The 13,880-nt window shown below is 42.3% G+C and carries 14 protein-coding genes and 1 pseudogene; 10 read left to right on the top strand and 5 right to left on the bottom strand.

Annotated features, from left to right (window positions below):
- Nucleotides 1–64: 64 nt before the first annotated feature.
- The 4 genes and pseudogenes from V6D42_RS18375 (at nt 65) to V6D42_RS18360 (ending at nt 3,033) form a co-directional block, all read left to right on the top strand.
- Nucleotides 65–1,045 (top strand): alpha/beta hydrolase, encoded by a 981-nt coding sequence (locus V6D42_RS18375; protein WP_333514192.1) that lies wholly within the window; start codon nt 65–67, stop codon nt 1,043–1,045.
- A 13-nt stretch (nt 1,046–1,058) separates the two neighbouring features.
- Nucleotides 1,059–1,730, top strand: a complete 672-nt coding sequence (locus V6D42_RS18370) for a response regulator transcription factor (RefSeq protein ID WP_268506168.1) — start codon at nt 1,059–1,061, stop codon at nt 1,728–1,730.
- The gene (locus V6D42_RS18365) at nt 1,727–2,713 is read left to right on the top strand and encodes a sensor histidine kinase (protein ID WP_333514191.1); all 987 of its coding nucleotides are present in this window, start codon (nt 1,727–1,729) and stop codon (nt 2,711–2,713) included. The genes V6D42_RS18370 and V6D42_RS18365 overlap by 4 nt, the downstream gene beginning before the upstream one ends.
- A gap of 57 nt (nt 2,714–2,770) precedes the next feature.
- Nucleotides 2,771–3,033 (top strand): annotated as a pseudogene (locus V6D42_RS18360) (hypothetical protein).
- Here V6D42_RS18360 and V6D42_RS18355 read toward each other — a convergent pair.
- Nucleotides 3,018–3,788, bottom strand: a complete 771-nt coding sequence (locus tag V6D42_RS18355) for a serine/threonine protein kinase (protein WP_333514190.1) — start codon at nt 3,786–3,788, stop codon at nt 3,018–3,020. The pseudogene V6D42_RS18360 and the gene V6D42_RS18355 sit on opposite strands and share 16 nt — an antisense overlap.
- Nucleotides 3,789–3,916: 128 nt before the next feature.
- Nucleotides 3,917–4,774, bottom strand: a complete 858-nt coding sequence (locus V6D42_RS18350) for a hypothetical protein (RefSeq protein WP_333514189.1) — start codon at nt 4,772–4,774, stop codon at nt 3,917–3,919.
- A gap of 128 nt (nt 4,775–4,902) precedes the next feature.
- Here V6D42_RS18350 and V6D42_RS18345 point away from each other — a divergent pair, with 128 nt between their 5' ends.
- The 4 genes from V6D42_RS18345 to V6D42_RS18330 all read left to right on the top strand — a co-directional run bounded on the left by V6D42_RS18345 (nt 4,903) and on the right by V6D42_RS18330 (nt 8,391).
- Nucleotides 4,903–6,078, top strand: coding sequence for a DUF4885 family protein (locus tag V6D42_RS18345; protein WP_333514188.1), 1,176 nt, complete (start codon nt 4,903–4,905; stop codon nt 6,076–6,078).
- A 355-nt stretch (nt 6,079–6,433) separates the two neighbouring features.
- Entirely contained in the window at nt 6,434–7,822 is a 1,389-nt protein-coding gene (locus V6D42_RS18340) for an amino acid permease (protein WP_333514187.1), read from the top strand.
- A gap of 111 nt (nt 7,823–7,933) precedes the next feature.
- The gene (locus tag V6D42_RS18335) at nt 7,934–8,182 is read left to right on the top strand and encodes a sigma-G-dependent sporulation-specific acid-soluble spore protein CsgA (RefSeq protein ID WP_010332841.1); all 249 of its coding nucleotides are present in this window, start codon (nt 7,934–7,936) and stop codon (nt 8,180–8,182) included.
- Between the two features lie 17 nt (nt 8,183–8,199).
- A complete protein-coding gene (locus V6D42_RS18330; RefSeq protein ID WP_044162226.1) occupies nt 8,200–8,391 on the top strand; it encodes a DUF5370 family protein in 192 nt (63 codons plus the stop codon).
- A 30-nt stretch (nt 8,392–8,421) separates the two neighbouring features.
- Here the strand turns inward: V6D42_RS18330 and blaOXA are convergent, their stop codons facing one another.
- On the bottom strand, nt 8,422–9,231 hold the full coding sequence (gene blaOXA, locus V6D42_RS18325; RefSeq protein ID WP_333514186.1) for a class D beta-lactamase: 810 nt from the start codon (nt 9,229–9,231) through the stop codon (nt 8,422–8,424).
- Between the two features lie 159 nt (nt 9,232–9,390).
- Here blaOXA and V6D42_RS18320 point away from each other — a divergent pair, with 159 nt between their 5' ends.
- Entirely contained in the window at nt 9,391–10,644 is a 1,254-nt protein-coding gene (locus tag V6D42_RS18320; protein ID WP_333514185.1) for a cytochrome P450, read from the top strand.
- A gap of 40 nt (nt 10,645–10,684) precedes the next feature.
- On the opposite strand, the gene V6D42_RS18315 is transcribed toward V6D42_RS18320, so the two are convergent.
- Nucleotides 10,685–10,945 carry a hypothetical protein gene (locus V6D42_RS18315; protein ID WP_024120051.1) on the bottom strand — a complete coding sequence of 87 codons (261 nt, stop codon included), beginning with the start codon at nt 10,943–10,945 and terminating at the stop codon, nt 10,685–10,687.
- 372 nt (nt 10,946–11,317) lie between these two features.
- Here V6D42_RS18315 and V6D42_RS18310 point away from each other — a divergent pair, with 372 nt between their 5' ends.
- Nucleotides 11,318–12,937, top strand: coding sequence for a Na/Pi cotransporter family protein (locus V6D42_RS18310; RefSeq protein ID WP_442893256.1), 1,620 nt, complete (start codon nt 11,318–11,320; stop codon nt 12,935–12,937).
- A gap of 25 nt (nt 12,938–12,962) precedes the next feature.
- Here V6D42_RS18310 and V6D42_RS18305 read toward each other — a convergent pair whose 3' ends face one another.
- Entirely contained in the window at nt 12,963–13,862 is a 900-nt protein-coding gene (locus V6D42_RS18305; protein ID WP_333514183.1) for a glycerophosphodiester phosphodiesterase, read from the bottom strand.
- Nucleotides 13,863–13,880: the final 18 nt, after the last annotated feature.

The following is a 13,880-nucleotide window of genomic DNA, read 5'->3' as shown; positions in this document are numbered from 1 at the left end:
CAAAGTTAATCAGAAATTTATTTTTATACCGTATCCTTTCGGTATCACGTGAAAGGAGCATCATATGAAAACGTTATGGAAAGTCGTAAAAATCTTTTTTGGCGGCATAGTTGCATTGATTTTGCTTGGGGCTGTTTCCGTTTTTATCTACCACCATTACCAACTAAATAAGGAAGCAGCACTTCTTAAAGAAAAAGGCACAGTAGTCGATGTTGACGGTAAGAGAATGAATGTGTATCAAGAGGGAAGCGGGAAGGATACGTTTGTGTTTATGTCTGGTTCGGGGGTTGCTGCGCCTGCTTATGAGATGAAGGGGTTGTACAGCAAGTTTTCAAAAGAAAACAAGATTGCTGTAGTGGATCGTGCGGGCTATGGTTACAGCGATGTGTATAATGATGACAGAGATATTGATACAATATTGGAACAGACGAGAAAAGCGCTACTGCAAAGCGGGAATAAGCCTCCTTATATTTTAATGCCTCATTCCATATCAGGAATTGAAGCGATATATTGGGCGCAGAAATATCCTAAGGAAATTAAGGCCATTATTGCGATGGACATAGGATTGCCTCAGCAGTATGTCACGTATAAATTGAGCGGGATTGACAGACTGAAAGTAAGGGGGTTCCATCTGTTAACGGCGATTGGTTTTCATCGGTTTATGCCGTCTGCTGCCTATAATCCGGAGGTGATTCGGCAGTCGTTTTTAACTGATCATGAAAAAGAAATCTATAAAGCCATTTCATTTAAGCAATTTTTCAATGCTGATATGGCGCATGAGCTGTTACAGTCTTACCAAAACGGCAGGAAATCTGTGAATCTGCCGGTACCAAAAGAAACACCAATTTTATTTTTAGATGCCATTGCTGATCAATATAAAGACTCAAAATATACAAAACAGCAACGTAAAGATTATAAAGAACTTGCAGACCAATTAGAAGTATCAGAAGTGAGAGAGTTAAGGGGCACACACAGCATATATTTATACCAGCCTGATCAGATCTATCAGCTTTCTATGAAGTTTCTCAAACAAAAACTGAAATGAAAGGTTCGCTAAGATGAAGGGTTATCATATTTTAATCGTGGAAGACGATGTCATGATTGGTGATCTGCTGCAGAAGATTTTGCAGCGTGAGGGATACGATGTCAGCTGGAAAACGGACGGAGCGGATGTGCTTTCGGTCATTCAGAAGGCTGATTTGGTTATTATGGATATCATGCTGCCGGGTGAGGACGGGTATCAAATGTCTAAAAAAATAAAAGATGTAGGGTTAAATATTCCTATCATTTTTCTGTCCGCCCGCAATGATATGGACAGCAAGCTTCAAGGATTAAAAATCGGCGAGGATTATATGGTAAAGCCTTTTGATCCGAGAGAGCTGCTGCTGAGAATGAAGAATATGCTTGAGCATCATTATGGCACCTTTACGAGAATTAAACATTTGCATATTGATGCAGACACCAAAAAGGTATTCAATGGAGATTTGCATCATGAAGTGCTGTTTACCGCGATTGAGCGGAAAATATTCTTCTATCTGTACGAAAACAAAAACAGTATCTTAACGAAGGAACATTTCTTTGATTATCTATGGCAGCTTGAAGACAGAAACCCGAATATTGTGAATGTGCACATTAAAAAAATCAGAGCGAAAATTAATGATGTAGCGGGTGAGATCATTGAAAATATCTATGGAGAAGGGTATCGGCTGAATACCGTTGTGAAGAAATGAAGCTAAAGACAAAATATCAGTTGTTATTATGTACGGCCGTCATTAGTGTTCCGGTACTGTTGCTGGCAGTTAGCATTTTGATGTCGGTGATTTATGACAGCATGTTTAAACCGATCAATCATGGCATGCCTTTTCACAGGTCTTTTGCGTATCCGGCAATGCTGGCCGTATTTTTATTATCACTTTTTTTGTTAGCTTTTTTATTTTCAAAATCAATTCATTCTCTGCTGCGTAAAATCAATCTATTGAATCAAACCATTCGGCGTTTAGCGAGCGATAAAAAGATCCCCAATAAACTGGCAGTTAAAAACGATGATGAAATTGGCGAATTGATCAAATCGGTCAACTTGTTAATTGAACGGACAACGTACCGGGAACTGGAACTAAGACAGCGAGAGGACATGAAAAAGGAGCTGATGCAAAAACTAAGGCATGATATTAATACACCTTTAACAGCTCTCAGGCTGCAGTTATTTTATTTGGAGAGCCAGTGCCAGGATCAAACTGCATTTGAATCTTTGTACCAGCAAATTGAATATATTGCGGAATTAACGAATGATTTGAATCTATTTTCCACTGAAACGTTAGAGAGTTCATATATTATAAATGAAGAAGTACGAATAAACGATCTATTAGAAACAGCGGTGAAAAAGTGGGATTATTTATACAGTGTGAATGGGATTGAATTGCACTATAAGCCAACAGATCAAGATGTGATATGGATAAGCAACGGTTTATGGATGCAAAGACTGTTCGATAACATTTTTCAAAATACGCTAAAGCATTCGAAAGCTGAAAAGCTGGAAGTCAAGATAGAAAACGGCGCTGTTTCGATTCGCGATGATGGCATTGGATTTGACAGAGAACAAGACAGTGACGGGCTTGGGCTGAAGATTATTGAGGATGTATGCCGGCTGCTTCGTATTACCTATGTGCTGCAGACAAATGAAAATGGAACTGCGTTTTTGTTTTCGAAAAAGTGATCCTGCTATGTTTTTCTTTCTTTCAGAGAATTATATATAATAGGAAGCAGAAAAGGGGTGAACAGCATATGTTTAAAAAAATCATCAAAACAATCAAGTACCTCTCAAGCAGCTCGAGTGATCGCCATCGCAGACACCGGCACTACAGCAGCAGCCGGCGCCGCCATTACCGCAGCTACAGCAGCAGCTCTGGCAGAAGAAGACATTACGATCGTTATGGCGGCAGTCACCGCTACAAACGCCGTAGCTACAGCAGCAGTTAATACAAAAAAAGTTCTTGTTCCGCATTGGGACAAGGGTTTTTTTATGTCACTGATTGAATCGCGCGGTTCAGGTCTTCGCGAATAGAAGCGGTGTGCTGATATTCTTCCTCAATGCCCAATAATTTTTTCAGCAGCAGGGTTACTTCTTTTGTCAGCGTTAATTCCTCCAGCCAAGTGGCGTTTTTCTTCTTTTTCCCTTTATATTGAGAGTACAGCAGGAACAACAGGGTTTCACCGAGGTCGAAGAAGTCATCCCGTTTTCTGAGCTTTAATTCCTCACCTTCTTCACGAGATAACTGTTTAGCAAGGCCGAAATCGATGAGACATACGTTACCGTGATTTATCATAATGTTTGGCGTTCTGATGTCACTGTGAAAAATAAGACGTTCATGCAGGTATTCTACAATGTCCAGCAGCTGAGCCATCAGCTGTAATGCCATCAGCTCTGTAAACGGCTGTTTTTGATAAAATAACAATTCCTCTATATTATCGCCCTCGATCATCTGCATGACATAGTAGGCTTGTCCGTCTATGATGAAGTCTTCTATATAGGCCGGGATTTGCGGGTGGCTGATGCTTTTGAGCAGACCAATTTCCTGCTGAAATCGGACTCTTTCCTTTTGTTTTTTAGCTTTTGTCGGACGGAGCTGTTTTAAGACGTACGGTGTTTGCGTAAGGACATCGGTGCACACATAAACCAAGCCGTAGCCGCCCATGCCGAGGCATTCTTCGATTTTGTATTGGTTGTTCAGTATGACGCCGTCCTTCAGAGGGCGGTCAAATAATAGCTTTTTTAACTGTTTTAATGCCATTCGCGCTGCACTTCCCTTAGTTGTACTGATTATAGTTTATCAAAACAATTGCATCTTGGGCTAAGTCTATTCTATGGAAGCTTAGCATAAAAAAAGAGCCGGATCATGGAACCTGCCAGCTCTGTAGATTAAAACTGCTTTGTGACATCGTATTGATAATCTATTTTTGCTTTTACATTACTCATCGTCGATTTTGCAGTCGCTAATGTATTATATTTAAAGCTCCATACCTTTGCCGCACTGAGCTGGTCTGTTAAGGATATATCATAAGATCCCGAAGTTGAGCTATTCACAACAGCACGGCGCCATTCGTTGTTTTCACTCGTCATGATGATATGTCGTGTATTTCCCTGACTTGGTGTTTGAGTAGCGGTTGTTTGGACTCTTGTTACAATGGCATCACGAGGAATTTCAGATTGGTTTGTTAAGTCAAGCCTAATGACGCTGGAGTCAGAACCTGAGGGGCTAAGGTTTGTATTTCCTTTATTTTCAGCAACGCCACTGAATTGAAATGTTCCGCTGCCGGATTTGATTCGGTCTTCAATTGAAAGTGTGAAATACATGTTCCCGGTATAGGTGCCGCGCGACACTTTCACATAGAATGTATCAGTCGTGTTTTGGGCGTCGGCATTTGCATAAATAAAAGAAGAGAACGTATTAGGATTAATGACTTCTGTGCCTTGCGAAACAGGTACTCTGTTCTTATCGTAAATTTCAATTTTCATCCCTGTGTACGCACTCTGGTATGTACTCCTTACATATACTTTTTCTCCCTTATTGGCTGTAAATGTAAAATAGGCTTCATTTTGTCCGGCATCCAGTATCGTTGTATCTATATTCTTATATTTCCAATATCCGATTGGTGCTGCTGTATCAAATGAATTGTTTCCTGTAATAGCAGTGATTCCGGCTGCTGAAGCAGAATAAGTACATGTGAATAAAACAGACAGCATGATGGCGAAATGAATCATCCATTTTTTCCTCATGAAAAAACCTCCTTTTTTTTCCATCATACATAACAAAGTCCTAAGTGTAAATAAATGTTTTATAAGGTTAATATATACAAAGAGTTGCCGATAGAAAGAGAAGAGATAACTATCCAGGAGGGAATCGAATGCGTCTGAATCGTCAATTTATCCGCACCCAGCTCATGGCACAGAATATCACAAAAAAGATTTCGGCTGACATAGTCAGGAGTACATCTGCAGAGGTGTTGGAAAAGGCATACAACCGGCTTGAGACACGGTCCTCTGAGAAGGGAATCGATCAACTTAATTACTCAAAAACCAGTGTTGCGGCAAACAACGGTACTTTCAGCAAAGTGTTTCAATCAGCAAATGACCGAACAGTGACAGACACAGGGGAAGAAACTGTGATTCAATCCAATAACCCTTATGAATCTGAGAGCGACATCAGAATCAAAATTCTAGATGAAAAGTACAGCCGGATAAATGCGATAAACAAAACGAAGTCCGATCCTTTGGGCTATATAAAAGATAAATACCAACATTCGAAGTCTCCTTATTTCAGAAGTGATCTGTCTGCTGCAGAAAGACAGGCTGCTTACGATAATGAAACAGAATGGTTATTCAAAGGAAAGGCGCAAAACTATAACCTCCAGGATGCTGTGTTTCGCAATCTTACGTTTAATGGGGAAGTGGAATCGGAGAATGCAAAGGTGTTCCAGCGAAGCCAGGTTAACCAACAGCTTCAAGTGCTCCTGAATCGGAATCATATTCAAATCCCGGTGGGCACAGAGCTTACGTTTACCATTACACCTATCGATTATAAGGTAAAGGTGAGCGGAACGGATGACAAGGAGCTCATCGGGCAAGTTGAGCGATTGCTGCAATCTGGAGACAACAGCAAAGAGCTGTTTGTACATATCATGAAAAGCCAGGCCCGTGATTCATCACAATATTCCGAAGCGGCGTATCAAAAGTATCAAGCGGTTCGTGAGATGTACGAAGTCACAGGCTACCATTTGAAGGATTTAGCAGTTGTCGATGGCCGATACATCACACCTGACGGACATGATCTATTAGAGGTATATAAAGAAAAACTTGAGAATGATCCTGTGCAAAGACAAACTGCTTCCTATGCTATATCTCACTATGGTTCACAGCTCAGTAAAATGGCGGAAATCGGGTATGATGCCATCCCAGATTTCATACTGTCAATTGGCTACAGCAATGGATCTTTGAGAGATCTGGGGCAAAGCAAGGGCTATGGGACAGGTGATACGGAGTGGCTTGAAACATTAAAACGCCAAACTGGCGTGAATTATTAGGTAAGCTGTTCATCGTGAACAGCTTATTTTTTTTATGCCCATCTCATGAAAGCAGCTGTATCATATATCATTTTCATATTGTTATGATTTCATTATATTCATATAAAAGATTTTAATTGAAGTGATAGATCAAACCCATTGAATGAAAGTGTTTACCCGAAAAAAACAATTGTATTTTCCAGAGAAATTTATTATGATGAAATAAGTAATTTTGGAGATTATCTAACAATTTTATGATTGAATTTTCTGATATTTGTAGCTTGATAAGAAATGAAGAACGTTTTGGAGGCTGAGCTGCCTTTATGCTATTTCGGTTGAGCTGTACATGTATTCGTTTTTAAGAGGAGGAAGCGGAGTGGAAAATAAAGAATTGAAGAGGGGCTTGAGCGCCCGTCATATTCAGATGATTGCCTTGGGCGGTACGATCGGTGTTGGTTTATTTATGGGTTCTGCCAGCACGATTTCATGGACTGGCCCGTCTGTCCTTCTGGCTTATGCAATTTGCGGAATTTTTATCTTTTTTATCATGCGTGCAATGGGTGAAATGCTGTATGTGGAACCGAGTACCGGTTCTTTTGCAACATTTGGCCATCAATACATTCATCCCCTTGCTGGTTATATGACGGCATGGAGCAACTGGTTCCAGTGGGTGATCGTCGGCATGTCAGAAATTATCGCAGTCGGTTCTTATATGAAATATTGGTTCCCGGATTTGCCTGCTTGGATACCTGGTATCGTAGCTATGGCAATTCTTGGTGCGGCGAACTTAATTTCTGTTAAGTCGTTTGGCGAGTTTGAGTTTTGGTTTGCGATGATTAAAATTGTGACGATTATCTTAATGATTATTGCGGGATTAGGAATTATTTTCTTCGGCTTTGGCAATGGCGGAGATGCTATCGGTTTGTCTAACCTATGGTCTCACGGCGGCTTCTTTGCGGGCGGTTTCTCAGGATTTTTCTTTGCATTGTCTCTGGTTATAGCGGCTTATCAAGGGGTTGAGCTGATCGGGATTACTGCCGGAGAAGCAAAGGACCCGCAAAACACGCTGCGCAACGCGATTCAAAGCATTATCTGGCGCATTTTGATTTTCTATATTGGTGCTATTTTTGTGATCGTGACGGTATATCCTTGGGATGAGCTGAATGCACTTGGAAGCCCGTTTGTGTCTACGTTTTCTAAAGTTGGAATTACGGCAGCGGCCGGCATTATTAACTTTGTCGTTATCACGGCGGCGATGTCAGGCTGCAACAGCGGGATTTTCAGCGCGGGACGTATGCTTTATACATTAGGTGTCAATGGACAGGCACCGAAATTCTTTGCAAAGATTTCTCGAAATGGTGTGCCGCTGTATGGCACAATCGCAGTGCTGATCGGATTAGCTGTCGGCGTTGTGCTGAACTATGTTGCGCCGCCGAAGATCTTCGTATATGTATACAGCGCTAGCGTGCTGCCGGGGATGATCCCTTGGTTTATCATTTTGATCAGCCACCTCGGGTTCAGAAAAGCGAAGGGCGCTGCGCTAGATAAACATCCGTTCAAAATGCCGTTTGCACCTTTCACAAATTATTTGACGATTGCTTTCTTGCTGATGGTTCTTGTCGGCATGTGGTTTAATGATGATACTCGGATATCTTTAATTGTAGGGGTTATTTTCTTAGCTCTTGTGGTCATCAGTTATTATGCTTTTGGAATTGGCAAGCGCGTGCAGGCGGATGTTACGAAAAGAAATCAAGCAGCTGAATAAAACAGGAAAAAGAGACATTGACTGATGTCTCTTTTTTCATTTTTTGCGTATGGATTTTTCTCATTTCAGCAACCTATAGGATAAAGAACGCAAAGGAAAGGTGCTTATATTATGGATGTTACACTCGGTTATTTGCGGGAGTCACTTTCAAATCATCTTGAAAATGAAGTCTGTCTGCGGATTTGCAAGAAGATGCTGGCGAAGCGGTATGCCAATGAAGAGGAGTTTGTAAAGGATTTGGATGACGATGAGATGTCATATTTGAATCAGGTGCTGGAAAAGGAAATTAAGTATGCCCAAGACGAACAGGATCAAAAACGGGCCAAGGAATTAAATGAGGTGTATGAATTACTGCTTTGAGAAAGGCGGGAATGAAATTGGGTGCGATTGAACGAAGCGGATATACGTTTCAGCCGGAGTTTAGTGTCGTCCGGCAAAATGGGGCGATCCACGTGTATCATCATGGAGAATTTGTTGAAGAAATTGAATTCGAGTTTAACGGTGATTACCCGGATCATGATTTAATTGAAGAGCTTGTGAATCATTATTGCTTTGAGCATGACATTTAAGAGCCCTGTGCGTTTGCAGGGCTCATTCATTTATGAAGTGATCAGGCCATATTTTTTTAAAATATCAATTGTGATGTTTTTGGCTGTTGTACCGGAGTCATCAACATTGGTGACAAACGTATAGGAGCCGTGCTCTGTTTTGATGAACCCGACAAACCACCCTAATCCCATGTCTGTCAGACGAGTTCCGGTTTTGCCGTAAAGCGTATAATGATCTCCTTCTTCTTGAATCATCATGCGTTTGACGGTTTTCATGACTGTTTTGTCAAACGGGAGCTTCTCTTTGTAAAGTTTCTCCATAAAGGCTTCTTGTTCAAACGGAGAAATTGTCAGAGAGCTTTGCAGCCAAAACTGGTCGATTCCGCCGCTGATATCTTCGTTTCCGTATGACAGGGTATGGAGCCAGGTTTTCATTCTTTCCTCGCCGATGTCCCTCGCTAATGCCTGGTAATACCAGATGGCAGATTCCCGCATGGCTGAGCCAAGTGTATGGTCGCGGTTCCATGATTCGAATTCACGTTTGACGCCATCCCAGCGTTTGACATCATATTCATCCCGGACAGCTTTCACCTGCAAGCCGATTAAGGCATTGGTCACTTTAAAGGTAGATTGCGGAGTTTGTCTTTTGTTGGCCCGTTTCTTGTTGTAGACAAATGTCTGATCCTTTTCTAAATCATGAAGAATGAAGGTTCCGTCAATATCCTTGAACTCCTTATCCACATTCATTCGGCTGACATTCAGGTGCTTTTTTGTTTCATTGGCGGGCGCTTTTGCATGGAGGGACAAACCTCCTGAACCGGCAATGACCAGCACAAGAAAAGCATATATCCATTTCTTCATTTTGATCTCCCCTTTGTTTTGATCATCTACCTTTTCTCCATTTCTGTGTTTCTACCTTTAAAAGTAATGAAAAAATGCTTGGAAGCAAATACTGTCATTGGGTTTATCTTCGTGAGATAAAGTGAAAACAGAAGTAAAAAAGGAAGGCAGGGTTGCGGGATGAATGAGCAGATTCCACATGACAAAAGCCTCGATAACAGTGTGGCTTTGATGCGGGAAGGATATTTGTTTATCAAGAATAGAAAAGAACATTACCAATCGGATTTGTTTCAGGCACGCTTGCTTGGAAAAACATTTATTTGTATGAGCGGGGCGGAGGCTGCGAAGGTATTTTATGATACTGAACGGTTTCAGCGGCAGGGTGCTCTCCCGAAACGAGTACAAAAATCGCTGTTTGGCGTCAATGCGATCCAGACAATGGATGGCGACGCTCATATCCATCGAAAGCTGCTTTTTCTGTCATTGATGACACCGCCGCATCAAAAACGACTGGCTGAGCTGATGACAGAGCAGTGGAAAGCGGCTGTAACAAGATGGGAAATGGCGGATCAGGTTGTGTTGTTTGATGAAGCGAAAGAAATCTTATGCCGGGTGGCCTGCTATTGGGCGGGTGTTCCGCTGAAGGAAACGGAAGTGAAAGAGAGAGCGGACGATTTCATTGATATGGTAGACGCGTTTGGTGCTGTGGGACCGCGGCATTGGAAGGGAAGAAGAGCTAGACCTCGGACGGAAGAATGGATTGAAAAAATGATTGAAGATGTCCGCGGCGGCAGGATGAAAACAGAACATGGATCAGCGCTGCATGAAATGGCTTTTTATACGCAAGAGAATGGGAGCCAGCTTGATGCCCGCATGGCAGCCATCGAGCTCATTAATGTGCTGCGTCCGATTATAGCGATTGCTTACTTTATCTCGTTTTCAGCGTTGGCGCTGCATGAACACCCAAAGTATAAGGAATGGCTTCGTTCTGGAGGCAGTCAGGAAAGAGAAATGTTTGTGCAGGAGATGCGCAGATTTTATCCGTTCGGACCGTTTTTAGGAGCCGTTGTCAAAAAGGATTTTACATGGAATGACTGTGAGTTTAAGAAGGGGACATCAGTGCTGCTTGATGTGTATGGAACGAATCATGATCCCCGTATGTGGGACAATCCTGATGAATTCCGGCCTGAGCGTTTTAAAGAGCGGGAGGAAAATCCGTTTGATTTCATCCCTCAAGGCGGGGGCAACGCGGAGAAGGGCCATCGCTGTCCGGGGGAAGGGATTACCATTGAAGTGATGAAAGCGAGCCTGGATTTTCTCGTGAATCAGGTTGAATATGACGTGCCAAAACAATCGCTGCATTACAGTCTTGCCAGAATGCCGTCATTGCCTGAAAGCGGATTTGTGATGAGCAGCATTAGACGGAAAAGGTAAATATAAAAGCTCTCTTCCTTTTCGAAGAGAGCTTTTTTGATTACTTCTTTTTTTCATCGTAGTATTGAACAGGGTACATGGAGCCTTCGGATACCATTTTGTTGTCCTCAATGTCATGCGGGTGCGGGTGACCGGCTTTATCGACTGGGAACGTTTCCATATCTGGTTGTTTTGTTATCTTCATTTTCATGCTGTGAATGAATTCTCTTGCCTTTTGGCGGTTTGACGGGTCTTTTAATAGATAAGAAGTGATGCCGACAGTTGAAACAGCGAGACCGGAAAGTAACAGCTTTTGTTTCATGGTAATAACTCCTTTCTATTTTAAAAGTAATGTTTCCTGTATCATTCCCGTTTTGCTTAAGGCTAAACCTTTGCCGATTTTCTTAGGGAACAGTTTAGAGGTTATCCTGTTATTCTTTGCGCCGGGTATACTGAAAACCCAACGGGAAAGAATAACCTGTGATGAGAAAACCTTGCGCTATTACGTAAGGTTTTTTGTAGTCGATTGGTCATGTTCATCGCGAAATGTTACACCAATGTAAACGTTTAATAGGACCATAAGGCTCATTGTTAAGTTAATGTAAATTAAGTGGATGTTTTATTTACAATCATCTGAACTTGAAACATAATCGAAGAGAGTTTGCTGAATAATGTCTAAACAGAGGTGAACATGTTGGCGATTGACATACAAACATTACTGTTCGAATTTCTGGGAGGCCTTGGTATTTTCCTGATTGGGATCAAGTTCATGGGAGACGGGCTTCAGAAATCGGCTGGAGATAGACTAAGAAATATTTTAGACCGCTTTACAAGCAATCCGCTGATGGGCGTGTTAGCGGGTTTGATTGTGACGGTTTTGATACAAAGCAGCTCTGGAACGACGGTTATTACCGTTGGACTTGTGAGCGCAGGTTTTATGACACTTCGGCAGGCGATTGGGGTCATTATGGGCGCCAATATTGGTACAACGGTTACCGCTTTTATTATCGGAATCGATATAGGAGCCTATGCGTTGCCGATTATTGCTGTCGGCGGATTTTTATTGTTTTTCTTTAAGCATAAAAATGTGCAAAATGTGGGCCAGATTGTGTTTGGGTTTGGGGCCTTGTTTTATGGATTGGAGTTAATGAGCGGCGGCATGAAACCGCTTCGCTCCCTCGAGGCCTTTCATGATTTAACAGTCAATATGAGTTCAAATCCGGTTCTCGGTGTCGTCATCGGCACTTTGTTTACGGTTCTCGTGCAAAGCTCCAGTGCCACTATCGGTATTCTGCAAGGTTTATTTGCAGATGGCCTGATTGATATTAACGGCGCGCTGCCAGTGTTATTCGGGGACAATATCGGGACGACGATCACCGCGGTGCTGGCGTCTCTTGGAGCATCTGTTGCAGCGAGACGTGCTGCGGCTACTCATGTACTGTTCAACCTAATCGGAACAACGATTTTCTTGATTTTGCTCAAGCCGTTTACAGCTTTGATCTTATGGTTCCAGGCTTCGATGGGACTGGATCCTAAAATGACGATTGCATTTGCTCACGGAATCTTTAATACGTCAAATACGATCATACAGCTTCCTTTTGTCGGGCTATTGGCTTTGATTGTGACAAAATTGATTCCGGGCAAGGATTCAATGATGGAATACAAGTCGCATCTTGATCCGATTTTTATTGAGCAGTCTCCATCTATTGCTCTCGGACAAGCGAAGGAAGAAGTGCTGCAAATGGGGAACTTTGCGGTTCAGGGGCTGGAAGTCACAAAACAATTCTTGGTGACAAAACAGACAAAATACGCAGCAAATGCTTATCAGTTAGAGGATGCGGTCAACAATCTCGACCGGAAAATTACCGATTATTTGATTGAGCTTTCATCGAGCTCCCTCTCAGATCATGAATCTGAGGAGCATCATATGCTGATGGATACTGTCAGAGATATTGAAAGAATCGGCGATCATTTTGAAAATGTAATTGAATTGATTGAGTATCAGCAGGCTCACCGTGTCGTTATTACCGAATCAGCCATGACGGATTTAACGAACATGATGGATTTAACAATATCCACTGTGAAGGCATCAATGGAGGCTCTGCACCACAATGATGAACAAACTGCTGCTCATGTCATTGAAAAAGAAGATGAAATTGACAAGATGGAACGAAAGCTTCGCAAAAAGCATATTATCCGTCTAAATGAAGGACTGTGTACAGGACAAGCGGGTATCGTATTTGTTGATATGATCAGTAATCTGGAGCGTATCGGCGATCATGCGGTGAATATTGCGCAGGCTGTACTTGAGTGAAAATGATGAGAAAAAGCTTTGAATCCTAGGATTCAAAGCTTTTTTTGTAGTCTTTTTTCACATGATGAAATATATCCGGATAGTTGGTAAACACGCCGGTAACTCCCCAGTTGAGCAGGCGGCGCATATCTGCTTCTGTATTGACTGTGTAAGGATGCAAAAGCAGACCGTGGCTGCGAATCTTGCGGACATTTTCTGCATTCAATGCTTTATAATCCGGACCCGCGCCGACAGCGTAGGTTTTGATTTCCTCCAGATCAGCATCTGTCATGGAAGCCATTTGTTTTGCTTCCAACAATTGAACAGTCGGCAGGTTAGGCTGTAATTGATGAATTTTTAACAGGCTTTCTTTGCTGAACGATTGGATAATGACTTGGCCGCGCTTTGACTGCTTGCTTAACAGGTTATGTTTCTGTAAGGAAGCGATCAGTTTTTCCTCCATGCCTGGATAGGTGTCAGGCGATTTTGTTTCAATGTAATAGTTAGCATGTTTGCCAAAACGATGTAAGACCTCTTCTAATGTAGGAACTTTAAGGCCAACGTACTGCGGCTTTGCTTTTGCCGGATAAGCTTCATTAAACCAAGAGCCGGCATCAAGTTTCTTAATCTCCGCGAGCGTATGATCCTTCACCCAGCCCGTTCCGTTTGTGGTGCGGTCCAGTTTTTCATCGTGCATGACAATGAGTTTTCCGTCTTTAGTCATCTGTAAATCCAGCTCAATATAATCTGCTTTCATTTTCTGAGCGGTTTCGTAGGACAGAATGGTGTGCTCAGGCACATATCCGGAAGCCCCTCTGTGCGCGACTGTCAGGATCCGGTCAGGAGACAGCAGGTTTCCTTTTGAGGCTGCCGAAACAGGTGTAACCATAAACGACAGCAAACCAAAAGATAGGAGAACCAAAGCTAGTAATTTATTTTTTCGCATCTTTTCTTCCTCCTTATG

Source organism: Bacillus sp. 0909A (genome assembly GCF_036765115.1).
Lineage (GTDB): Bacteria > Bacillota > Bacilli > Bacillales > Bacillaceae > Bacillus > Bacillus mojavensis.
Note: the sequence above shows the minus strand (reverse complement) of the source record. Positions and strands in the feature narration are given on the sequence as shown.

What these genes read in the sequence shown, in the direction of transcription:
- V6D42_RS18375 (WP_333514192.1), top strand. Translation starts at nt 65, where the DNA reads ATGAAAACGTTATGGAAAGTCGTAAAAATCTTTTTTGGCGGCATAGTT.
- V6D42_RS18370 (WP_268506168.1), top strand. Translation starts at nt 1,059, where the DNA reads ATGAAGGGTTATCATATTTTAATCGTGGAAGACGATGTCATGATTGGT.
- V6D42_RS18365 (WP_333514191.1), top strand. Translation starts at nt 1,727, where the DNA reads ATGAAGCTAAAGACAAAATATCAGTTGTTATTATGTACGGCCGTCATT.
- V6D42_RS18355 (WP_333514190.1), bottom strand. Translation starts at nt 3,788, where the DNA reads ATGGCATTAAAACAGTTAAAAAAGCTATTATTTGACCGCCCTCTGAAG.
- V6D42_RS18350 (WP_333514189.1), bottom strand. Translation starts at nt 4,774, where the DNA reads ATGAGGAAAAAATGGATGATTCATTTCGCCATCATGCTGTCTGTTTTA.
- V6D42_RS18345 (WP_333514188.1), top strand. Translation starts at nt 4,903, where the DNA reads ATGCGTCTGAATCGTCAATTTATCCGCACCCAGCTCATGGCACAGAAT.
- V6D42_RS18335 (WP_010332841.1), top strand. Translation starts at nt 7,934, where the DNA reads ATGGATGTTACACTCGGTTATTTGCGGGAGTCACTTTCAAATCATCTT.
- blaOXA (WP_333514186.1), bottom strand. Translation starts at nt 9,231, where the DNA reads ATGAAGAAATGGATATATGCTTTTCTTGTGCTGGTCATTGCCGGTTCA.
- V6D42_RS18320 (WP_333514185.1), top strand. Translation starts at nt 9,391, where the DNA reads ATGAATGAGCAGATTCCACATGACAAAAGCCTCGATAACAGTGTGGCT.
- V6D42_RS18315 (WP_024120051.1), bottom strand. Translation starts at nt 10,945, where the DNA reads ATGAAACAAAAGCTGTTACTTTCCGGTCTCGCTGTTTCAACTGTCGGC.
- V6D42_RS18305 (WP_333514183.1), bottom strand. Translation starts at nt 13,862, where the DNA reads ATGCGAAAAAATAAATTACTAGCTTTGGTTCTCCTATCTTTTGGTTTG.